The sequence below is a fragment of the Pseudomonas sp. PICF141 genome, from assembly GCF_002286815.1.
In the GTDB taxonomy this organism is placed as follows: domain Bacteria; phylum Pseudomonadota; class Gammaproteobacteria; order Pseudomonadales; family Pseudomonadaceae; genus Aquipseudomonas.
The window spans coordinates 35,363-56,517 of sequence record NZ_MUNM01000049.1; the positions used below are offsets into that span (position 1 = coordinate 35,363).

At 57.9% G+C, this 21,155-nt stretch carries 16 protein-coding genes; 12 read left to right on the plus strand and 4 right to left on the minus strand.

All coding sequences use genetic code 11. The features are described 5' to 3' along the window. Positions 1-4: 4 nt before the first annotated feature. Entirely contained in the window at positions 5-1,666 is a 1,662-nt protein-coding gene (locus BZL43_RS12840) for a response regulator (RefSeq protein ID WP_221217184.1), read from the plus strand. Positions 1,667-1,783: 117 nt separating this feature from the next. On the opposite strand, the gene BZL43_RS12845 is transcribed toward BZL43_RS12840, so the two are convergent. The 4 genes from BZL43_RS12845 to BZL43_RS12860 form a co-directional block, all read right to left on the minus strand. Then, on the minus strand, positions 1,784-2,161 hold the full coding sequence (locus tag BZL43_RS12845) for a response regulator (RefSeq protein WP_095632651.1): 378 nt from the start codon (positions 2,159-2,161) through the stop codon (positions 1,784-1,786). 44 nt (positions 2,162-2,205) lie between these two features. Beyond that, the gene (locus BZL43_RS12850; RefSeq protein WP_095632652.1) at positions 2,206-3,420 is read right to left on the minus strand and encodes a hybrid sensor histidine kinase/response regulator; all 1,215 of its coding nucleotides are present in this window, start codon (positions 3,418-3,420) and stop codon (positions 2,206-2,208) included. A gap of 76 nt (positions 3,421-3,496) precedes the next feature. Then, positions 3,497-4,339 (minus strand): protein-glutamate O-methyltransferase CheR, encoded by an 843-nt coding sequence (locus tag BZL43_RS12855; RefSeq protein WP_371916212.1) that lies wholly within the window; start codon positions 4,337-4,339, stop codon positions 3,497-3,499. Further along, entirely contained in the window at positions 4,312-7,803 is a 3,492-nt protein-coding gene (locus tag BZL43_RS12860; RefSeq protein ID WP_095632654.1) for a response regulator, read from the minus strand. The genes BZL43_RS12855 and BZL43_RS12860 overlap by 28 nt, the downstream gene beginning before the upstream one ends. Positions 7,804-8,062: 259 nt before the next feature. Here BZL43_RS12860 and BZL43_RS12865 point away from each other — a divergent pair, with 259 nt between their 5' ends. The 11 genes from BZL43_RS12865 (at position 8,063) to BZL43_RS12915 (ending at position 20,755) form a co-directional block, all read left to right on the plus strand. Next, complete coding sequence (locus BZL43_RS12865) at positions 8,063-8,425, plus strand: response regulator (protein ID WP_095632666.1); 363 nt, start codon at positions 8,063-8,065, stop codon at positions 8,423-8,425. A gap of 56 nt (positions 8,426-8,481) precedes the next feature. Then, positions 8,482-9,774, plus strand: coding sequence for a glycosyltransferase (locus tag BZL43_RS12870; protein ID WP_095632655.1), 1,293 nt, complete (start codon positions 8,482-8,484; stop codon positions 9,772-9,774). 169 nt (positions 9,775-9,943) lie between these two features. Then, the gene (locus BZL43_RS12875) at positions 9,944-10,816 is read left to right on the plus strand and encodes a phospholipase (RefSeq protein WP_095632656.1); all 873 of its coding nucleotides are present in this window, start codon (positions 9,944-9,946) and stop codon (positions 10,814-10,816) included. A gap of 201 nt (positions 10,817-11,017) precedes the next feature. Then, complete coding sequence (locus BZL43_RS12880) at positions 11,018-11,923, plus strand: AraC family transcriptional regulator (protein ID WP_095632657.1); 906 nt, start codon at positions 11,018-11,020, stop codon at positions 11,921-11,923. A gap of 321 nt (positions 11,924-12,244) precedes the next feature. Then, positions 12,245-13,567, plus strand: a complete 1,323-nt coding sequence (locus BZL43_RS12885) for a sugar ABC transporter substrate-binding protein (protein WP_095632658.1) — start codon at positions 12,245-12,247, stop codon at positions 13,565-13,567. 168 nt (positions 13,568-13,735) lie between these two features. After that, on the plus strand, positions 13,736-14,662 hold the full coding sequence (locus BZL43_RS12890; RefSeq protein WP_095632659.1) for a carbohydrate ABC transporter permease: 927 nt from the start codon (positions 13,736-13,738) through the stop codon (positions 14,660-14,662). A gap of 10 nt (positions 14,663-14,672) precedes the next feature. Then, positions 14,673-15,503 carry a carbohydrate ABC transporter permease gene (locus BZL43_RS12895; RefSeq protein ID WP_095632660.1) on the plus strand — a complete coding sequence of 277 codons (831 nt, stop codon included), beginning with the start codon at positions 14,673-14,675 and terminating at the stop codon, positions 15,501-15,503. 78 nt (positions 15,504-15,581) lie between these two features. Beyond that, positions 15,582-16,685 carry an ABC transporter ATP-binding protein gene (locus tag BZL43_RS12900; RefSeq protein WP_095632661.1) on the plus strand — a complete coding sequence of 368 codons (1,104 nt, stop codon included), beginning with the start codon at positions 15,582-15,584 and terminating at the stop codon, positions 16,683-16,685. A 14-nt stretch (positions 16,686-16,699) separates the two neighbouring features. Continuing rightward, a complete protein-coding gene (locus tag BZL43_RS12905) occupies positions 16,700-18,175 on the plus strand; it encodes a mannitol dehydrogenase family protein (protein ID WP_095632662.1) in 1,476 nt (491 codons plus the stop codon). A gap of 125 nt (positions 18,176-18,300) precedes the next feature. After that, positions 18,301-19,797, plus strand: coding sequence for a xylulokinase (gene xylB, locus BZL43_RS12910; protein ID WP_095632663.1), 1,497 nt, complete (start codon positions 18,301-18,303; stop codon positions 19,795-19,797). 13 nt (positions 19,798-19,810) lie between these two features. Further along, the gene (locus BZL43_RS12915; RefSeq protein WP_095632664.1) at positions 19,811-20,755 is read left to right on the plus strand and encodes a carbohydrate kinase; all 945 of its coding nucleotides are present in this window, start codon (positions 19,811-19,813) and stop codon (positions 20,753-20,755) included. The last annotated feature ends 400 nt before the right edge of the window (positions 20,756-21,155 follow it).

Here is a 21,155-nt window from a genome sequence, read left to right on the forward strand (position 1 = left end):
GGCCATGGAGGCAATGTCCGAGCGTGCGATCATTCTTGCGCCGTTGGGACGCGACAGCCAGATCGCGCTGATGATGCTCAACGAGGCAGGAGTCGAAGGGATCATCACAAAGGATCTGGTCGCGTTGTGCAACGAGCTGTCGCTAGGTGCCGGCCTGTTGGTGATTGCTTCCGAGGCCTTATTGGGCGCCGACCTTGAACCGTTGCTGAGTCTGATCGAACAGCAACCGGCATGGTCGGATCTGCCGATCGTGCTGCTGACCCATCACGGTGGCCCGGAGCAGAACCCTGCGTCGCGACTCGGTTCGCAGTTGGGCAACGTGACGTTCCTTGAGCGCCCGTTCCATCCGGTCACGCTGATCAGCCTGGTCACCACCGCGTTGCGCGGGCGACGACGGCAGTATGAAGCCAGGGACCGGTTGATTGATCTGAGCCAAAGTGAACTGCGCCTGCAAAACACTCTGGAAACCCTCGAGCAACAGGTTGAAGAGCGCACCGCGCAACTGCGCCGCAACGAGGAGGTCCTCAGGCAGTCGCAGAAAATGGAAGCGGTCGGCCAACTCACCGGCGGTATTGCTCACGACTTCAATAATATGCTGACCGGCATCATCGGCAGTCTGGAGCTGCTGCGTCGACGCCTGGCACGCGGACGCACCGAAGACCTGGACAGCCTGATCGATCTTGGAGTGACTTCCGCCAACCGCGCGGCGGGCCTGACGCATCGTTTGCTGGCGTTCTCTCGGCGTCAGTCGCTGGATTCAAAACCGGTGCAGATGAACACCCTTGTGCTGTCCATGGACGAGCTATTGCAACGCAGCATCAATGAGAGCATTCACCTGGAAATGCAGCTGGACGAGCAGCTGTGGGTGGCCGAGGCGGACCCCAACCAACTCGAAAGCGCCCTGCTCAACCTGGTGCTCAACGCCCGGGATGCCATGCCCGACGGCGGAAAGCTGCTGGTCAAAACCTCCAATCGGCATCTGGACACGGCGTTTACCGCGGCACACAGCAACCTGCAGCCGGGCGACTACATCGTCCTGAGTGTCACCGATACCGGTTACGGCATGCCGCAAAGCACCATCAACCGAGCTTTTGATCCCTTCTTCACGACCAAACCCATTGGCCAGGGCACAGGCCTGGGATTGTCGATGATTTACGGTTTCAGCAAACAGTCCGGCGGCCATGCGAGCATTGACAGTGAAGTCGGAAAAGGCACCACGGTCAGTCTGTTTTTGCCGCGTTTCAGCGGCGAACTGGTCCAGGATACCCAAATCGATGCCCAACATGCGCCTTACGCCCGGAACGGCGAAACCGTGCTGATCGTCGAGGATGATCCCGCAGTGCGAGTATTGGTCAGTGCCGTATTGAGTGAATTGGGTTACGCCTTCGTTGAAGCGGGCGATGCCGACAGCGCCATGCCGATACTCAACTCGGGTCAGCGAATCGACCTGCTGATCAGCGACGTGGGATTGCCGGGCATGAACGGCCGGCAACTGGCGGAAATCGGCCGGCAGTATCGGCCTGACCTGAAAGTATTGTTCATCACCGGTTACGCCGAACACGCTGCCGTACGCGGTGGTTTTCTTGATCCAGGCATGCAGATGATCACCAAGCCGTTCACCTTCGATTTGTTGACGGCGAAGGTGCGGGAGATGATCAGCGCCTGAGAGATTCTCGTGTAGGCGCTGCCGAAGGCTGCGATCTTTTGATCTGGGCCGTCGCGCAGGCGCAAAAAGATCAAAAGATCGCAGCCTGCGGCAGCTCCTACGGGGGGCCAGCCGTCTTCAGCACAGCATGTCCTGCATGATCTTTTGCAACACATCCAGATCGAAGGGCTTGCCCAGGATCGGTGCTTTGCGGGTGATCGGGCTGTCGGTCTCGCGAATTTCCTGCGGGTAGCCGCTGATGAAGATGACCTTGAGCTCCGGTCGCAGCTTGACGGCGGGTTCGGCGATCTGCACGCCAGTGATTCCCCCCGGTAAGCGGAAGTCGGTGATCATCATGTCCAGATGCGGTTTGCTCGCCAGAATTTCAAAGGCCTGTTCGCCGTTCTCGGCTTGCAGCACCCGGTAACCCTCACTCGACAAGTAAGTAGACAGCACCATCAAGATCGAAGGGTCATCCTCGACGATCAGTACCACATCTTGTGCATCTTCACTCATGGAAAGCCTTTGTTCAGTCAATAGCTGCTGATACGACCTTGCGGTCACTCAGAGGTTGCGTTTATCGGGCTGTTTTCCTGCAGCGGCAGACAAACGCGAAACAAGGCGCCTTCGCCAATCCGGCTCTCGACGGTGATGGAGCCACCGTGGGCGGCGACAATCTGCTCCGAAATAAACAGCCCCAGGCCCAGTCCCGCTACAACGGTCTTGGCGCAAACGCGTTCGAATTGTTGAAAAATGCGCGGCTGATCCTCTTCACTGATCCCGATACCGCGGTCCTGAACCTCAATCCACGCTAGCCCGTCCTGATTGTACACGCGTACGTCGATCAGGCTGTTGGCGCCATAACGCAGCGCATTGGTCAACAAGTTGGAAACCACTTGTTCGATACGGAATTCGTCCCAGTGCCCCATCACCGGCTGCTCGGCCGTCAAGATGACCGACGATTGCGCGGCCTCGACCTGCGGGGCAAAGTTTTGCAGAAGATTGTTTACCAGTTGCACAAGGTCAAACCGGCTGGGGCGAATCGACAGCTTGCCGGTGCGAATCCGCGACACATCGAGCATGTCTTCGATCAGGCGGATCAGGCTTTTGATCTGCCGCTCGTCGCGGTCGACCATGGCGTGCATTTTGTCCATCGTGAATGCCGCGGCGTTATCCCGGGCCAGGTGCATTTTACGTAACTGGGTTTCGAGAATCAGGCCATTGAGTGGCGTACGGACTTCGTGGGCCACGATGGACATGAAGTCATCTCGCATGCGCACCGCCTGCTCCAGCTCATTCTGGGTGTTCTGCAACTGTTTGAGCAGCGCCTCCTGCTCCCGTCGACTTTGCTCCAGCGCCTGGACCTGATGCTCCATCGCTTTGCTCTGGCGATACAGGTCGACAAAGACATTGACCTTGCTCTTGACCGCATGAACATCCAGCGGCTTGTGCAAGAAATCCACCGCACCGCTTTCATAACCCTTGAACGCGTAGTTAAGCTCGCGGCCGGCGGCACTGACGAACACAATCGGGATGTTTTTGGTTTTTTCCGTGCCGCGCATCAACTCGGCCAGCTCGAAGCCGTTCATGCCGGGCATCTGCACATCAAGAATGGCCAAGGCGAATTCATGCTGCAGCAACAGCGACAAGGCTTCGTCGGCGCACAGGGCTTTGTAGACGATACGGTCTTCGCGCCTGATCAATGCATCGAGCGCCAGAAGGTTTTCCGGCAGGTCGTCGACGATCAATAATTTGGCCTGGACATTTCTTAACATGCGACTCGTTCCAGCTCGACAAACAGATGGCTAATGCCGCGAAGATCCAGCCGATGAGTATCCAGCACTGCCCTATTCATGATTTGCGATAAATCCGTTCTGGTTTGACCAATGCTTCAAATTGTTTGCCATAGGCCGAGAATTCCAGGGTTTCCTTACTGCCCAGAGCCAGAATCCCCCGATGACACAGCGATTCGTGAAACAAGCCAAACGCACGATCCTGAAGTTTTTTATTGAAATAAATCAATACATTACGGCATGAAATCAATTGAGTCTCCGAGAACACACTGTCGGTGGCCAGGCTGTGGTCGGCGAAGGTCACGTTGTCGCACAGGCTCTTGTCGAAAATCGCATAACCATAGGCCGCCGTGTAGTAATCGGCGAACGAGCGCTGACCACCCGCCTGCTGGTAGTTGTGAGTGTAGGCCCGGACGTTCTCCAAGGAGAAAATCCCCTGCCGCGCTTTATCCAGCGAGTATGGGTTGATGTCGGTGGCATAGAGAATGGTGCGATCCAGCAGGCCTTCTTCACGCAGCAGAATCGCCATCGAATAGACCTCTTCGCCAGTGCTGCAACCGGCGATCCAGACCTTGATCGACGGGTAAGTCTTGAGCAGTGGCACCACTTCCTGACGTAACGCCAGAAAATGCGAAGGGTCGCGGAACATTTCACTGACCGGAATCGTCAGGCATTGCAGCAGCTGCATGAACGCACTCGGATTATGCAAAACCTTCTCTTGCAGCGCCGAGATGGTTTTGCACTCCAACTGACTCAAGGCGTGATTGACCCGGCGTTTGATCGAAGCGCTGGAATAATCGCGAAAATCGTAGCTGTACTTGAGGTAGATCGCCTCGATCAACAAGCGCAATTCGATGTCGTTGCCGCACTCCACTAGATGCGTTCCATCTTCGGTAGCCACACACGAATCAGCGAAAACAGGCGATCCAGGTCAATGGGTTTGGCCAGGTAGTCGTTGGAACCGGCCTGCAAGCAGCGCTCCTGATCGTCTTTCATCGCCTTGGCCGTCACCGCAATGATTGGCAGTTTGCGCCAGCGCGGGTCCTTGCGGATCTCGAGGGTGGCTTCGAAACCATCCATTTCCGGCATCATCACGTCCATCAGCACCAGGTCAATGTCCTCGACTTCATTCAATTTCTCGATCGCCTCACGGCCGGTGCGGCCAATGACCACGACGGCGCCCTTTTGCTCCAAGGCGCTGGTAAGGGCGAAGATGTTGCGTACATCGTCGTCCACCAACAGCACTTTACGGCCCTCGAAAACCTTGTCGCGGCTGCGGGCGATCTTGAGCATCGTCTGGCGCTCCTGGGACAAGCGGGATTCGATCTTGTGCAGAAAAAGTGTCACTTCGTCCAGCAACCGCTCGGGCGAGCGAGCGCCCTTGATGATGATCGAACGCGAATACTTGCGCAGCTCCGCCTCTTCGTCCCGGGTCAGGTTACGTCCGGTATAGACGATCACTGGCGGGAACGAGCAGATATCTTCGATGGACATGCGTTTGAGCAAGTCGTTGCCGAGCATGTCCGGCAGCTTCAGGTCGATGATCATGCAGTCAAAAATCGTGGTGCGCAGCAAATCCAGCGCATCCTGCGCCAGGCCGACAGCGGTGATTTCAATCTCCTCATCGCCGATCAGCCGGGCGATGCTGTCGCGTTGCACGTCGTCGTCTTCAACCAGCAAGACCCGTTTGACCTTTTGCGTCAGTTTGTCTTCGAGACGGGCAAATACCTCCTTGAGCTCCTCGCGTGTGGTGGGCTTGACCGCATAACCGATGGCGCCCAGATGCATGGCCGCCTCGACCCGGTCTTCGACCGAAATCACGTGCACCGGAATGTGCCGGGTTTCGGCATGCTCTTTAAGGCGCTGCAATACCGTCAGCCCGGAATGATCCGGCAGGCGCATGTCCAGCAGAATCGCATCAGGGAGGAACTGCATGGCCAGGTCGTAGCCTTCGTCGGCGCCGTGGGCCACCAGGCACTGATAACCCAGTTCATGGGCCAGATCGTAGAGAATGTGCGCGAAGTCTGGCTCATCCTCCACGACCAGAATGCAACGAGTCGCGAATGGCGCCTTGTTGCGATCATCGTCGAAACGCGGAATGTCGACGTCGGCAATCAGGGGCCCAGGCGCAGCAACCACGGCGTTTTTCGGCACGGCCACTGGCGTTGCGCTCACCGCCTCGACAGGCGCCTCATCCGGTTCGACATAGTGCTGTGGCAGCACCAGTGTGAACACACTGCCCTGCCCAGGCGTGCTGGTCACGCTGATGGAGCCGCCCAATAACGTGGCCAGATCACGGGAAATCGACAAACCCAGGCCGGTGCCACCGTAACGGCGGTTGATGGTGCCATCGGCCTGACGGAAGGCTTCGAAAATGCTTTCCTGCTGATCCGGCGCGATACCGATGCCCGAATCGCGGATGATAAAGGCAATGCCCTCGCCCGGCTGGGCAGCGACGCTCAGGCTGACAGTGCCCTTCTCGGTGAACTTCACGGCGTTGGACAACAGGTTCTTGATCACCTGCTCCAGGCGCTGGCGATCGGTGAACAACACAAGCGGCGCATCGGCCAGCAATTGCACCTGGAAATCCAGGTTCTTTTGCGCAGCCAACGGCTGGAACATGCCACGCAAGCCTTCCACCAGACGCGCGACATGGGTGTTTTCCGCTCGCACCTCAAGCTTGCCGGCCTCGACCTTGGAAATGTCGAGAATGTCGTTGATCAGGTTCAGCAAATCGTTGCCGGCGGAATAAATCGACTCGGCGAATTTGACCTGTTCGGCACTGAGGTTTTCCTGCGGGTTTTCCGCCAACAACCTGGCCAGAATCAACGAACTGTTCAGCGGCGTGCGCAGTTCATGGGACATGTTGGCGAGGAATTCGGATTTGTATTTGCTCGAGCGCTGCAACTCTTTGGCGCGCGCTTGGAGCTCAATCTGCGCCAGATTCAGCTCGGTGTTCTTCTGGTCCATGGCATCGCGTTGCGCGGCCAGGATCTGCCCCTGCTCGGCGAGTTGTTCGTTAGTTTGCTCCAGCTCCACCTGCTGGGCTTGCAGATGAGTCTGGGACTCCTTGAGGATCCGCGACTGCTCTTCCAGCTCTTCGTTGGCGCTCTTGAGCTCTTCTTGCTGAACCTGCAGCTCTTCGTTGAGTTGCTGGGCTTCGGCGAGCACTTCCTGCAAGCGTTGACGATAGCGAGCGGCCTCGATCGAGGTGCCGATGTTGCCGGCGATCAACTCGAGCAGTTCAACATCACGATCCGTCAGCGTGCGCAGGAAACCCAGTTCGATCACACCGTTGACCCGATCGTCGTCGCTGGTGGGCACTACTAATACGCTATGCGGCAAACCTTCGCCCAGGCCGGAACTGACTTTGAAGTAGCCGCCCGGGACATCATCCAGGCGAATCAAACGCCCTTGTTGCGCCACCTGGCCGACAATGCCTTCGCCACTGTAGATCTGCTGTTCAAGCGCTTCCTGTTCCCGGGAAAAACCGTAAGACGCGATGCGCTTGAGGCCGCCGTGATCCTCACGGACATAGATCGCCGCGACAGCCGTGCCCAAGTATTGCGCGCAGAACTGCAAAATGTTGCGCCCCAACACATTGAGCGATAGCTGGCCCAAGACTTGCTCGGCCAGTTCAGTCTGGCCATTGCGCAACCAGGCTTGCTGTTCCAGACGCAGGGCGCTGGCCTGTTGTCTGGCGAGGTTGGCGCTGTAACTTTGCGACAGTTTGAGCAGGTCCCGACGGCCAATGTAGGCCAACAACCCGCTGATAGCGGCCACCAACAGCAGATAAAGGGCGATGCTCCAGATCGTAGTGCGGCGCACTTCCTCGTTGCGCGTAGCACGCAACTGCTGCTCCAGGTCGATAACGTCTTCGAATTGCTTGCGGATCTCGTCGGTCAGGCGCTTGCCACGCCCGGCCTTGACGACGCCACGGTAGTCACCGTTGGCGCGCTGCAAATCGATCATCGCTTGCGCGTAAGTGGCCCATTCGGTCTGCAAGGCCTGGAGCCGGTGCAGACGATCAGTCTGGAGCGGATTGTCGGCAGTCAATTCGAGCAAGGTACTGAGCGCGACGGCGATTCTCGGCTTGGCCGTCTCGTAGGGATCGAGGAAATGTTCATCGCCACTGAGCAGAAACCCGCGCATGCCGGTTTCCAGATCGACGGTCAGCTTTATCGCTTCATTGGCATTATTGATCACCCGGTCGGTGTGCTGGACCCACTGGATCACCGACAGCAGGTAGGTGATCAGCGAAACGAAGAAAACCGCACTGATGACGCCCATACCCAGTGGCAGGCTGACGTTGCGGCTCAGGAGTTTACGGAATCGTTGCTCATCAACCGAAGACGCAGAGGTCATGGGAAGCCTTGTCGTGCTGTTGAAAGGCATCGAGTCTGCCCCAAAACGGCCGGGGCGATCCATTTTTCTGACACGTTTTGCGGTAAAAACCTGCATTTAGCTGCTCTGGGACAAAGGAGCGGTTATTCTCTGCGGCTCTGGTGCGGCTATTGTCTTTGTAACGCGTCGGGAACCTGTCGTGATTCGTCACTGACCCATGCTGGAGTCCGGCGATTTCGATTGTCCGGCAACCGCGAAATTCAATGTTGAGAGCCCCACTATGTCCGCTGACACCTCCACCATTCTAGTCGTCGAAGACGATGACATTGTGCGCGCACTGATCGTCGATGTGCTGGAGGAGCTCGAATTCGAAGTACTCGAGGCAGATGGTAGCGAACAGGCCCTGGAGTTTCTAAATGACGAAGACCAGGACATTGAGTTGCTAATGACAGATGTGGGGTTGCCGGTCATGGACGGTCGGGAATTGGCCAGGCAAGCGCGCATGCTGCGTCCGGAATTACCCATTCTGTTCGCCACTGGCTATGCCGAAAGCATCGAGGTGCCTGACGGCATGCATACCATTGGCAAGCCATTTTCCATTGATCAATTGCGGGGCAAGGTCCAGGACATCCTCAAGGACTGACTTTTCTCGCGTCCCGATTCTCTCCGTTCCCTACCCGCTTCAAGGAATACCCGTCAATGAGTCAGCCCCGCGCAACCAAAGTCCTGGTGATTGGTTACGTCTGGCCCGAGCCCCGCTCTTCTGCGGCCAGTGGGCATGTGATGCAAATTCTCGATATGTTCCTGCAGCAAGGCTGGGACGTCACCTTCAGCAGCCCGGCCGGCACCGGTGAGCACCGTGCGGACCTGACCGCGCTGGGCATCCGCGAAGTGCCGATCGAGTTGAATAACAGCAGTTTCGACACCTTTGTCAGCGAACTGGCACCGGATATCGTGTTATTCGACCAGTTCATGATGGAAGAACAGTTCGGCTGGCGAGTAGAGAAACACTGCCCCGACGCCTTGCGCGTGCTGGAAACCTCTGACCTGCAAAGCCTGCGACATGCCCGGCATCAGCGCCTCAAGGAACGCTTGAAGGACAGTGATGATGCCAATGATTTCAGTGAATTGTTCGCCCCGGCATTACGCGAAGAGTTCGAGCTCATGGCCGATACCGATCTGGCAAAACGGGAAATCGCCGCGCTGTATCGCTGCGACTTGAACCTGATGATCTCCGAAGTGGAGATTGAATTGCTCGTTGAGCAGTTCGGGTTACCTCAATCATTGCTGCACTGGTGTCCGTTGATGGTCGAACCGCTGACCACCGCATCGCCAGCCTTTGAAGACCGGGCGCATTTCCTCAGTATCGGCAACTTCCGTCACGCGCCGAACTGGGACGCCGTGCTCTGGATGAAAACCACGATCTGGCCGCTGATCCGTGCACAGCTGCCAGAGGCGCAACTGCACATCTACGGCGCCTACACGCCGCCCAAAGCCACCGCCCTGCACAATGCGGCCCAAGGGTTTCATGTGATGAACTGGGCAGAAGATGCATTGCAAGTCATGTCCGCGGCGCGGATATGCCTGGCGCCGTTACGCTTTGGTGCGGGTATAAAAGGCAAGATTGTCGACGCCATGCTGTGTGGCACGCCCAATGTCACCACCCCGATTGGCGCGGAAGCGATGCACCGCGAACAGCCGTGGCCGGGTGCCGTGACCCGAACCGCGCGTGAGTTCGCCGATCGTGCGGTTCGTCTGTATAAAGACAAAGACCTGTGGACGAGCGCCCAATCCCATGGACAGCAACTATTAGCCGATCGCTATCAGCCAGCGGTACATGGCCCGGCGCTGATCGAAAAGTTGCTGCATTGCCAGCAACACCTGACACAACTTAGAAGAAATAACTTTACCGGCGGCATGTTGCGTCATCATCAACATAAAAGTACCCAGTACATGGCGCAGTGGATCGAGGCAAAGAATCGAAATCCATAACCAGGTTTCAACCTTCTCCAACGAGCGGATGTATAAACCACACAGTTCGCATCAATCGAGCGATTGGCCATCGACTCGTTCACCGCTATAACTACGGAAAGCCAACTTTCAAGTATTTCGATACTAAGAGGTGTGGCTTCTCCTATTTAATCGATGCAAGGATGCATTAATGAACAATAACGCTTCAGATAATTACGCCCTCAACAATTGGATGACCGCGACATCGGCCATCGACACGTTATCGCTCTGCCAGTTAACGCTGCCAGGCACTCACAATGCGGGCTGCGACTGGAAAGCGTCCTACCCAATAATTCCCGGTGCTCACTGGCTGGCATGCCAGCACGATTCGTTTTATGCCCAACTGAATAATGGTTCGCGGGCTCTGGATGTTCGATTGGATTTTGTCTTCGACGAACCGGGGCTGGGCAAATTCCGTTTTCAGCACAACGGATACCGCTCCACCCGTACGTTGGGGCACCTTGTGACAGATGTGAACCGTTTTCTTCAGGAAAACCCAGACGAATTTATTATTTTGGACTTCCACGAGCTGAAGGGTAGCCAGCAACCCTTTGACTATCATTTTTTCAACGAAATGATGCTCAGGTTTCTGGGCGAAAGAATGATTCCTTCCAACAACCTGCACCTTAGCCTCGGTCAACTCAAGAAACTCAGCAACGTGCAAAGAGTCCTGGTCGCTGCCGAAGGGGACCGGGAGCTTGATCGAACCCGGTTTTGCAAAAAAGTCGAGCACAAATGGAGTGGCATCGCCGACACGAATGCCGCTGAACTGGAAAAACACATCATTGAAGTTTTGAAAAACCCTCCCGGCACATGGGCACCATGGTCTCTTTCCGCAACCTGTTACAGCATTACTGGCGGCCCTGTCGACATCAAAGGACATCTCACTTGGTGGTTCGATCTCGCCAAACGCGATTGGGCTACCCAATGCAACATTATCAATGTCGATTTCATTGAAGAGTCAAAAATAGTTTCTTATTGTCGAGCCGCGAGCTTGATAAAAGCGAACAAACAAATCAAATAGTTCCACACCGACGCACCTCCTTTAGCTAAAACGAGTATTCCTGTGCTGGTTCTGAACTCGTCTTCATGACAGCTTGCTTTTGATGAGTGCGAGATCGTTCCCCATTGCATGAGCCGGCGTGAACGGTCAGTGTCGTGGGCTGGCACAATCAGCCTGGAAAGAGGCATGATCAACCGGCGATAACAATAAAAGTGCCCTGAGATGAGCCGACCAGCCAGAGTTACCGACCCTTCCTACGAATTGATGGACGACCATAACGGGTTGTCCATCATCTATCGTCAGCACGGCTTCCCTTGCCCGTTGGTGCGCTGGCATTTCCACAAGGAATATGAACTGCACCTGATCGTCGCCAGTTCCGGGAAGGTGTTCATCGGTGACTACATCGGCAACTTTTACCCGGAAACACTGTTTCTGACGGGCCCCAACCTGCCCCACAACTGGATCAGCCAAGTGGCTGAAGATGAAGTGGTGCCCAAGCGCGACATGCTGGTCAATTTCACTGACGAACTGTTCGAAAGTGGCCATCAGGTGTTTGCCGAGCTCAAGATGCTCGCCCCTTTGCTGGAGCGCGCGCAGTACGGCATCGAGTTTCGCTGCAAGCGCACAATCCGCCAGGCCATGACCTTGATGCAGCGCATCGCTGATACCAGAGGCATGACCCGGCTTGGGCATTTTTTTATCCTGTTGGAGTTGCTGGCCGCGTCCGATGATTATCAGTTGCTGTCCGGTGCGACGACGCCGCAATTGGCCGATGAACACAATATCGACCGCACCAACCGAGCGGTGGATTACATCTTTGCCCATTACGCCCGGGAACTGCCGCTGGATGAAGTCGCCGAGCACCTGGGGCTCAAACCAACCTATTTCAGCCGCGTGTTCAAACAGGCCACGGGGCGCTGCTTTATCGAATTCGTCAATCGCCTGCGCATCAGCAAATCCTGCGAGCTGCTGGCCGATGGCGATAAAACCGTGACCGATGTGTGTTTCGAATCGGGCTTCAACAATATTTCCAACTTCAACCGGCGCTTTCAACAGCTCAAGGGCATGACGCCTTCGCACTACCGGCGGTTGGCGGTGCAGCGTTTGACCGAGCAAAACCTAGGCTAAGCGCTTTTCGTAGGAGCGAGGCTTGCCAGCGAAGGCGGTGTGTCAGACAAAACGCCTTCGCGGGCAAGCCTGGCTCCTACAGTCCCCCCTATTACAGATCAAAAACCTATACGGATTCGATAGCAGCTAATTGCTGGATAACCGTTCCTTACGCCTCACACCCCAAACCCCAGTGCAAAAAAGTATCGGTCACAGTGCGATGGATGATTTGTCAGCCCATCGATTGAAGGCTGTAATCAGCGCACATTCTTCCTGCCCAGGAAGACACAAAAACAATAACTGTCCTTCTGTAACCCGCCGGGTGCAGAAAAGGAGTGCACGATGCAACCTTCTGTAAAAGCTCTGCTTGCCCTCACCTGCATGACCCTCAGTAGCGTCAGCCTCGGCGCCCAGACCCTGACCATCGCCACCGTCAACAACAGCGACATGATCCGCATGCAAAAACTCTCGAAAACCTTCGAGGCCGAGCATCCAGACATCAAGCTCAATTGGGTGGTGCTCGAAGAAAACGTCCTGCGCCAACGCCTGACTACCGACATCGCCACCCAGGGCGGGCAGTTCGATGTGTTGACCATCGGCATGTACGAAGCCGCACTCTGGGGCGCCAAGGGGTGGCTGGAACCGATGAAGGACTTGCCGGCCAGTTATGCCCTGGACGATGTGTTCCCGTCAGTCCGTGAAGGCCTTTCGGTCAAGGGCACGCTCTATGCCCTGCCGTTCTACGCGGAAAGCTCCATCACCTATTACCGCACCGACCTGTTCAAGAACGCCGGGCTGACCATGCCCGAGCGCCCGAGCTGGACCCAGATCAGCGAATTTGCCGGCAAACTCACCAACAAAGACAAAGAACAGTACGGTATCTGCCTGCGCGGCAAGGCGGGCTGGGGCGAGAACATGGCGCTGATCACCACCGTCGCCAATGCTTACGGCGCACGCTGGTTCGATGAAAAATGGCAGCCGGAATTTCCCGGGCCTGAATGGAAGAACGCGCTGAATTTCTATGTCGAGACCATGAAGAAGTCCGGCCCTCCCGGCGCATCGAGCAACGGTTTCAACGAGAACCTGGCGCTGTTCAACAGCGGCAAGTGTGCAATCTGGGTCGATGCCAGCGTCGCCGGTTCGTTCGTCACCGACAAGGCTCAAAGCAAGGTCAGCGAACACGTCGGCTTCACCTACGCACCGCATCAAACCACCGATAAAGGGTCGGCCTGGTTGTATTCCTGGGCGCTGGCCATTCCGACCAGTTCCAAAGCCAAAGAGGCGGCGAAAACATTCAGCACCTGGGCCACGTCCAAGGAATATGGCGCGCTGGTCGCAGAAAAAGACGGTATCGCCAACGTGCCCCCAGGCACTCGCACTTCGACTTACACCGAGGCTTATATGAACGCCGCGCCGTTCGCCAAGGTGACCCTGGAATCGCTGAAGGCCGCGGACCCGAGCAAACCGTCCATCAAGCCCGTGCCCTACATCGGCATCCAGCTGGTGACCATTCCTGAGTTCCAGGCCGTGGGCACCCAGGTCGGCAAGCTGTTCTCGGCAGCGCTGATTGGCCAGACCACGGTCGACCAGGCTTTGACCGCCGCCCAGTCAACCACCGAACGTGAGATGAAGCGCGCCGGTTATCCCAAAGTAACCGCGCAATAACAACTGTGGGAACGGGCTTTGTGGCGAGGGGGCTTGCCCCCGTTGGGTCGCGAAGCGCCCCCAAAGCTTTGCGACTGCTTCGCAGCCGAACGGGGGCAAGCCCCCTCGCCACAAAGCCTGCTCCCACATTGGATTCTCATTTGTCTGTTCTTAATCGGTTTTAACGCCATGAATATTTCAACCGTCAAAGCTCACATGGACATTGCCCAACCGGTGCGTAAAAGCCGGTTGACCAACCCCGGCTGGTTTCTGGTCAGCCCCTCGGTGGCGTTGTTGCTGCTGTGGATGATCGTGCCGCTGGGCATGACCGTTTACTTTTCAATGATCCGCTACAACCTGCTCTACCCCGGTGAAAACCAGTTCGTGGGGCTGGAAAACTTCAGCTACTTTCTGAGTGACTCGGGCTTCCTGCCCGGCGCCACCAACACCCTGTTGCTGGTGGGCAGTGTGTTGCTGATCAGCGTGGTGTTCGGCGTGTTGATCAGCGCATTGCTGGAGGCCAGTGAGTTTCTCGGTCGCGGCATCGTGCGTGTGATGTTGATCTCGCCGTTCTTCATCATGCCCACCGTCGGTGCGCTGATCTGGAAGAACCTGATCTTTCACCCGGTCTCGGGGATTCTCGCCTGCATCTGGAAACTGTTCGGCGCGCAACCGGTGGACTGGCTCGCGCATTACCCGCTGCTGTCGATCATCATCATTGTCTCCTGGCAATGGTTGCCCTTCGCGATCCTGATCCTGATGACCGCCATGCAGTCCCTCGACCAGGAACAGAAAGAAGCCGCGCGCCTGGACGGTGCTGGGCCAGTTGCGATTTTCTGGCACCTGACCCTGCCGCACCTGGCCCGGCCGATTGCGGTGGTGGTGATGATCGAAACCATCTTCCTGCTCTCGGTGTTCGCCGAAATCTTCACCACCACCAATGGTGGCCCCGGCTACGCCTCGACCAACCTTGCCTACCTGATCTACAACCAGGCGCTGGTGCAGTTCGACGTCGGCATGGCGTCCGCCGGTGGTTTGATCGCGGTGTTGATTGCCAACATCGCGGCCATCGTGCTGGTGCGGATGATCGGCAAAAACCTGACAGACAAAGCCTGAGGCCTGCGCCATGACCCTTCAACAATCCCGCCGCCTGCAAAGCCTGCTGCTCGGCACCCTGGCCTGGGCCATTGCGATCGTGATCTTCTTCCCGATCTTCTGGATGGTGCTGACCAGTTTCAAAACCGAAATCGATGCGTTCGCCACCCCGCCGCAGCTCATCTTCACGCCGACGCTGGAGAACTACCTGCACATCAACGAGCGCAGCGATTACTTCAGCTTCGCCTGGAACTCGGTGGTGATTTCCTTCAGCGCCACGGCCCTGTGCCTGCTGATCGCGGTGCCGGCGGCCTACTCCATGGCGTTCTATGAAACCCAGCGCACCAAAGGCACGCTGCTGTGGATGCTCTCGACCAAGATGCTGCCGCCGGTGGGCGTGCTGATGCCGATCTATCTGCTGGCCAAGAGCTTTGGCCTGCTGGACACGCGCCTCGCGCTGATCGTGATTTACACGCTGATCAACCTGCCGATCGTGGTCTGGATGATTTACACCTACTTCAAGGACATCCCCAAAGACATCCTCGAAGCCGCACGCCTGGACGGCGCAACCCTGTGGCAGGAAATGGTCCGGGTGTTGCTGCCGATCGCCAAGGGCGGCCTGGCTTCCACGGTTTTGTTGTCATTGATCTTGTGCTGGAACGAGGCGTTCTGGTCGCTGAACCTGACGTCGTCCCAAGCCGCGCCACTGACCGCGTTGATCGCCTCGTACTCAAGCCCCGAAGGTCTGTTCTGGGCCAAGTTGTCGGCGGTATCGACCCTGGCCTGTGCACCGATCCTGATCTTCGGCTGGATCAGCCAGAAACAATTGGTCCGCGGCCTGTCGTTCGGCGCCGTGAAATGAAGATCGCGACTCAACGCGATCCCTGTAGGAAAAGCCCGCACGGCTCAACTGAATAACAACACCTGGAGGCCCATCATCATGGCCAACCTGAAAATCAAAAATCTGCAAAAAGGCTTCGAAGGTTTTTCCATCATCAAAGGCATCGACCTGGAAGTGAATGACAAGGAATTCGTGGTGTTCGTCGGTCCGTCAGGCTGCGGCAAATCCACCCTGCTGCGACTGATCGCCGGCCTTGAAGAAGTCAGCGGCGGCACCATCGAGCTCGATGGCCGCGACATCACCGAAGTCAGCCCGGCCAAACGCGACCTGGCGATGGTGTTCCAGACTTACGCCCTGTACCCACACATGAGCGTGCGCAAAAACATGTCGTTCGCCCTGGACCTGGCCGGTGTGGCGAAAGCCGAAGTCGAGAAAAAAGTCGGCGAAGCGGCGCGCATCCTTGAGCTTGGGCCGATGCTGGAGCGCAAGCCCAAGCAACTGTCCGGCGGTCAGCGGCAACGCGTGGCCATCGGCCGGGCGATCGTGCGTAACCCGAAAATCTTCCTGTTCGATGAACCGCTGTCCAACCTCGACGCCGCCCTGCGGGTACAGATGCGCCTGGAACTGTTGCGCCTGCACAAAGAACTGCAAGCCACGATGATCTACGTGACCCACGACCAGGTCGAAGCGATGACCATGGCCGACAAAGTCGTCGTGCTCAATGGCGGCAAGATCGAGCAAGTCGGTTCGCCACTGGACCTGTATCACCAGCCGGCCAACCTGTTTGTCGCAGGCTTCCTCGGCACGCCGAAAATGGGCTTGCTCAAGGGCAAAGTCACCCGCGTCGAAAGCCAGCGCTGCGAAGTGCTGCTGGACGCGGGAACCCGCATCACGTTGCCGCTGAGCGGCGCCCACCTGAGCGTCGGCGGCGCGGTGACCTTAGGGATTCGCCCGGAGCATCTGAACCTGGCGCAAACCGGCGACTGCAGCTTGCAGGTGACGGCGGACGTTAGCGAACGCCTGGGCAGCGACACCTTCTGCCACGTTCTGACGTCTTCCGGCGAAGCGCTGACCATGCGTGTTCGCGGCGATCTGGCCAGCCGTTATGGCGAAACCCTGAGCCTGCACCTGGATGCCGAGCACTGCCATTTATTCGATGCCGACGGCGTGGCGCTGACCCGCCCACTGCGCGCCGCAGCCTGATCCGAGAGCATGCGATGAAACTGAACAGACAGAACCTCAACCGCCTTGCTCCTGAGGTGGCCCTGCCCGCCTACACCCTGAGCGATACCCGCCAAGGCATCGCGCACATTGGCGTCGGTGGTTTCCACCGCGCGCATCAGGCGTATTACACCGATGCCTTGATGAATACCGGCCAAGCATTGGACTGGGCCATTTGCGGGGTCGGCCTGCGCGCCGAAGACCGTCGCGCCCGGGACGATCTCAAAGAGCAGGATTATCTGTTTACCCTGTACGAACTCGGTGACGCCGACGACGCTGAAGTGCGGGTAATTGGCGCCCTCCGGGACATGCTGCTGGCCCAGGACAGCGTCGAGGCGCTGATCGACAAACTCGCCGATCCAGACATCCGCATCGTCTCGCTGACCATCACCGAAGGCGGCTATTGCATCGATGACAGCAACGGCGAATTCATGGCGCACCTGCCCCAGATCCAGCATGATCTGGCTCACCCGAACGCACCGCAAACCGTGTTCGGTTTTCTCTGCGCCGCACTGGCCAAACGTCGTGCGGCCGGCACGCCTGCGTTCACGCTGATGTCTTGCGATAACCTGCCGCACAACGGCGCCGTGACCCGCAAAGCCCTGCTCGCGTTCGCCGCCCTGCGTGACGCCGATCTGCGCGACTGGATCGAGCGCCATGTCAGTTTCCCTAATGCGATGGTCGACCGCATCACGCCTATGACCAGCACCGGGCATCGTCTGCAACTGCACGACAAACACAGCATCGACGACGCTTGGCCGGTGGTCTGCGAGCCGTTTGTGCAATGGGTGCTGGAAGACAAGTTCGTCAACGGTCGCCCAGCCTGGGAAAAAGTCGGGGTGCAGTTCACCGACGACGTTACGCCGTACGAAGAGATGAAAATCAAACTGCTCAACGGCAGCCATCTGGCGCTGACCTATCTGGGCTTTTTGAAAGGTTATCGCTTCGTCCACGAAACCATGAACGACCCCCTGTTCGTGCGCTACATGCGCGCCTATATGGACCTGGACGTGACGCCGCAACTGGCGCCGGTGCCGGGGATCGACCTGACCGAATACAAAAACACCCTGGTGGCGCGCTTCTCCAATCAGGCGATTGCCGATCAACTGGAGCGGGTGTGTTCGGATGGCTCGTCGAAGTTTCCGAAATTCACCGTGCCGACCATCAACCGCTTGATTGCCGATGGCCAGGAAACCAAGCGTGCGGCGCTGGTGGTGGCGGCGTGGGCGCTGTACCTCAAAGGCGTGGATGAGACTGGCCAGACCTACGCCATTCCTGATCCACGGGCGGCGTTCTGTCAGGCGCTGGTGGCCGATGATGCGTTGATCACGCAGCGGTTGTTGGACGTGGAGGAAATTTTTGGGACGGCGATTCCGAACTCCGCCGAATTTGTCACAGCATTCCAATGGTGCTGTAACAGTTTGCGGGAGGTTGGGGTGACGCGGACCCTCGAAAGAGTGCTTGCCACCTGATCATTCCCACGCTCTGCGTGGGAATGCAGCCCGGGACGCTCCGCGTCCCATCCAGAAGCGGACGCAGAGCGTCCATTGAGGCATTCCCACGCAGAGCGTGGGAACGATCTTCGGTAGGGTTTTCAATGGCAAATCAACAATTATTCCTGGGCATCGACTGCGGCACCCAAGGCACCAAAGCCGTGGTCCTCGACGCGTGCAGCGGCGAGGTCCTTGGTCAAGGCGCCGCCGCCCATAGCCTGATCAGCGGCGCCAACGGTCGACGCGAGCAAGACACTGCCCAATGGCTGGAAGCCTTTACCCTGGCTACCCACCGTGCACTGCTCGCCGCGAATGTAGACGGTCAGGCCATCCTCGGCATTGGTGTTTCCGGCCAGCAGCATGGCCTGGTGCTGCTCGACGAGCGCGGCCAGGTGCTGCGCCCGGCCAAGCTCTGGTGCGACACCGAATCGACGCCGCAGAACGACCGCTTGCTCGCCCATCTGGGCGGCGAAAAAGGCTCCCTGGAACGCCTCGGCGTGGTCATCGCGCCGGGCTACACCGTGTCCAAATTGCTTTGGACCAAAGAACAGCATCCGGAAGTGTTCGCCCGAATCGCCCGTATTTTGCTGCCCCATGACTACCTCAACTACTGGCTCACCGGCCGCAGTTGCAGCGAGTACGGTGATGCGTCAGGCACGGGTTATTTCAACGTGCGCACCCGCCAGTGGGATTTGCAACTGCTGCGCGACATTGACCCTACGGGGCGCCTGCAAGCGGCGCTTCCGCAGCTGATCGACGCCCACCAGCCGCTCGGCACCATCCTGCCGAGTATTGCCGAACACTTGGGCATCAACCCGCATGCGCTGGTCTCCAGTGGCGGCGGCGACAACATGATGGGCGCGATCGGCACTGGCAATATACAGCCCGGTGCGATCACCATGAGCCTTGGCTCCTCGGGCACGGTTTACGCCTATGCCGAGCAAGCGAACGTCAGCCACGACGCCTCGGTCGCGACGTTCTGCTCCTCCAGCGGCGGCTGGCTGCCGCTGATTTGCACGATGAACCTGACCAACGCGACCGGCGCGATTCGCGAGCTGTTCGAACTGGATATCGAAGCGTTCAACGGCTTGGTCGAGCAAGCGCCGATCGGTGCCGACGGCGTGTGCATGCTGCCGTTCCTCAATGGCGAACGCGTCCCCGCCCTGCCCCATGCCCGCGGCAGCCTGCTGGGGTTGACCATGACCAACCTGACCCGGGCCAACCTGTGCCGCGCCGTGGTGGAAGGCACTACCTTCGGTTTGCGTCATGGGCTGGACCTTCTGCGCCAGAATGGCTTACAAAGCCTGCGCATCTGCCTGATCGGCGGCGGTTCAAAGAGCCCGGTGTGGCGACAGATCGTCGCTGACATCATGAATACGCCAGTGATTTGCACCGAACAAAGCGAAGCCGCGGCCCTCGGTGCAGCGATTCAGGCGGCGTGGTGCACGTCCTGGGCAAACGGTCACGAAGACAGTCTGGCGGACTTGTGCGAGCGTTGCGTAAAGCTCGATCTGGCCAGTGAAACCTTACCGATTGCAGAAAATGTGTCGGCCTTTCAGCAGGCCTACGAACGCTATCAACAGCATGTCGCAACCCTTTAAAGAGCGAGAAACTATGTATCTGGTATGTGGCGAAGCGCTGTTCGATTTCTTCAGCGAAGACGATGCCAGCGGCCTGGCATCCAAAGTGAATTTCAAGGCGATTGCCGGTGGCTCGCCGTTCAATGTGGCGGTGGGTTTGCGCCGACTTGGCGTGGACGCCGGGCTGTTTGCCGGGCTGTCGACCGATTACCTCGGCCGACGTTTGCAGCAAGTGCTGCACGATGAAGGTGTGCGCCCGGACTACCTCGTGGACTTCGCCGCACCGACCACCTTGGCGATGGTCGCGGTCGGTGCCAATGGCTCGCCCCACTACAGTTTTCGCGGCGAAGGGTGTGCGGATAGGCAGTTGAGCCTGGCGCATCTGCCGACGCTTGGGCCTGAAGTACGCGGGTTGCACGTCGGCTCGTTTTCGCTGGTGGTGCAACCGATTGCCGATACCTTGCTGGCACTGGTGCAACGGGAAAGCGGCAAACGCTTGATCAGCCTCGACCCGAACGTGCGCCTGAATCCCGAGCCGAACATCCAGTTGTGGCGTTCGCGAATTGCCACGCTGGTGGAGCTGGCGGATCTGATCAAGGTCAGCGATGAAGACTTGAGCCTGTTGTACCCCGGGCAAGACCCTCAGCGCGTCATCGAAAGCTGGCTGGAATATCGCTGTCAGTTGGTGTTCCTGACCCGTGGCGGCGAAGGCGCGACGGTATTCAGCCGTGCCCACGGTGCGTGGTCGGTGCCGGCCTGTTCGGTGAAGATTGCCGACACCGTGGGTGCCGGGGATACCTTCCAGGCGGCGCTGATTACCTGGCTGACCGAGCAGCAGCTGGATTCGGTTGAAGGGTTGCAGCAGTTGAGCCGTGAACAGATCGACACGATGCTCAGGTTTGCGGTGAGCGCAGCGGCGTTGACCTGCAGCAAGACCGGGCCGGATTTGCCGTATCGGCAGCAGTTGGAAATGCGCTGAAGCTGATGGCCCCTTCGCGGGCAAGCCTCGCTCCTACAGCTCCGGTGTTGGCATGTTCAATAGATCGACACAAATCCGGTGTCGGCATGATCAACGGATCGACACAAAACCGGTATTAGCATGATCAATGGATCGCCACAAATCCTGTAGGAGCGAGGCTTGCCCGCGAAGGCGGCCTACCGGTTGCACAGCGAAAAATGGTAACTCCGCAATCAACGGCACAAGCCCATATCCATTGCTCGAAACCCTCTGGACAAGGGTTTCCCCTATACAGCTTGCCCTCCATTTGCGCCTTGAACATGGCACTTTAATCCTGCACCATCCGCCCCAGCTTTTTCAAAGGACGGAATTCAAGGCATGCTGGACGCAAACGCAATCCATATCTCCCTCACGCTCGAAG

Excerpts from the sequence above, each read along its gene's own strand:
- BZL43_RS12870 (WP_095632655.1), top strand. The coding sequence starts at position 8,482 with ATGAGTCAGCCCCGCGCAACCAAAGTCCTGGTGATTGGTTACGTCTGG.
- BZL43_RS12840 (WP_221217184.1), top strand. The coding sequence starts at position 5 with ATGGAGGCAATGTCCGAGCGTGCGATCATTCTTGCGCCGTTGGGACGC.
- BZL43_RS12890 (WP_095632659.1), top strand. The coding sequence starts at position 13,736 with ATGAATATTTCAACCGTCAAAGCTCACATGGACATTGCCCAACCGGTG.
- BZL43_RS12865 (WP_095632666.1), top strand. The coding sequence starts at position 8,063 with ATGTCCGCTGACACCTCCACCATTCTAGTCGTCGAAGACGATGACATT.
- BZL43_RS12900 (WP_095632661.1), top strand. The coding sequence starts at position 15,582 with ATGGCCAACCTGAAAATCAAAAATCTGCAAAAAGGCTTCGAAGGTTTT.
- BZL43_RS12845 (WP_095632651.1), bottom strand. The coding sequence starts at position 2,161 with ATGAGTGAAGATGCACAAGATGTGGTACTGATCGTCGAGGATGACCCT.
- BZL43_RS12860 (WP_095632654.1), bottom strand. The coding sequence starts at position 7,803 with ATGACCTCTGCGTCTTCGGTTGATGAGCAACGATTCCGTAAACTCCTG.
- BZL43_RS12875 (WP_095632656.1), top strand. The coding sequence starts at position 9,944 with ATGAACAATAACGCTTCAGATAATTACGCCCTCAACAATTGGATGACC.
- BZL43_RS12915 (WP_095632664.1), top strand. The coding sequence starts at position 19,811 with ATGTATCTGGTATGTGGCGAAGCGCTGTTCGATTTCTTCAGCGAAGAC.
- BZL43_RS12905 (WP_095632662.1), top strand. The coding sequence starts at position 16,700 with ATGAAACTGAACAGACAGAACCTCAACCGCCTTGCTCCTGAGGTGGCC.
- BZL43_RS12880 (WP_095632657.1), top strand. The coding sequence starts at position 11,018 with ATGAGCCGACCAGCCAGAGTTACCGACCCTTCCTACGAATTGATGGAC.
- BZL43_RS12850 (WP_095632652.1), bottom strand. The coding sequence starts at position 3,420 with ATGTTAAGAAATGTCCAGGCCAAATTATTGATCGTCGACGACCTGCCG.
- xylB (WP_095632663.1), top strand. The coding sequence starts at position 18,301 with ATGGCAAATCAACAATTATTCCTGGGCATCGACTGCGGCACCCAAGGC.
- BZL43_RS12895 (WP_095632660.1), top strand. The coding sequence starts at position 14,673 with ATGACCCTTCAACAATCCCGCCGCCTGCAAAGCCTGCTGCTCGGCACC.
- BZL43_RS12885 (WP_095632658.1), top strand. The coding sequence starts at position 12,245 with ATGCAACCTTCTGTAAAAGCTCTGCTTGCCCTCACCTGCATGACCCTC.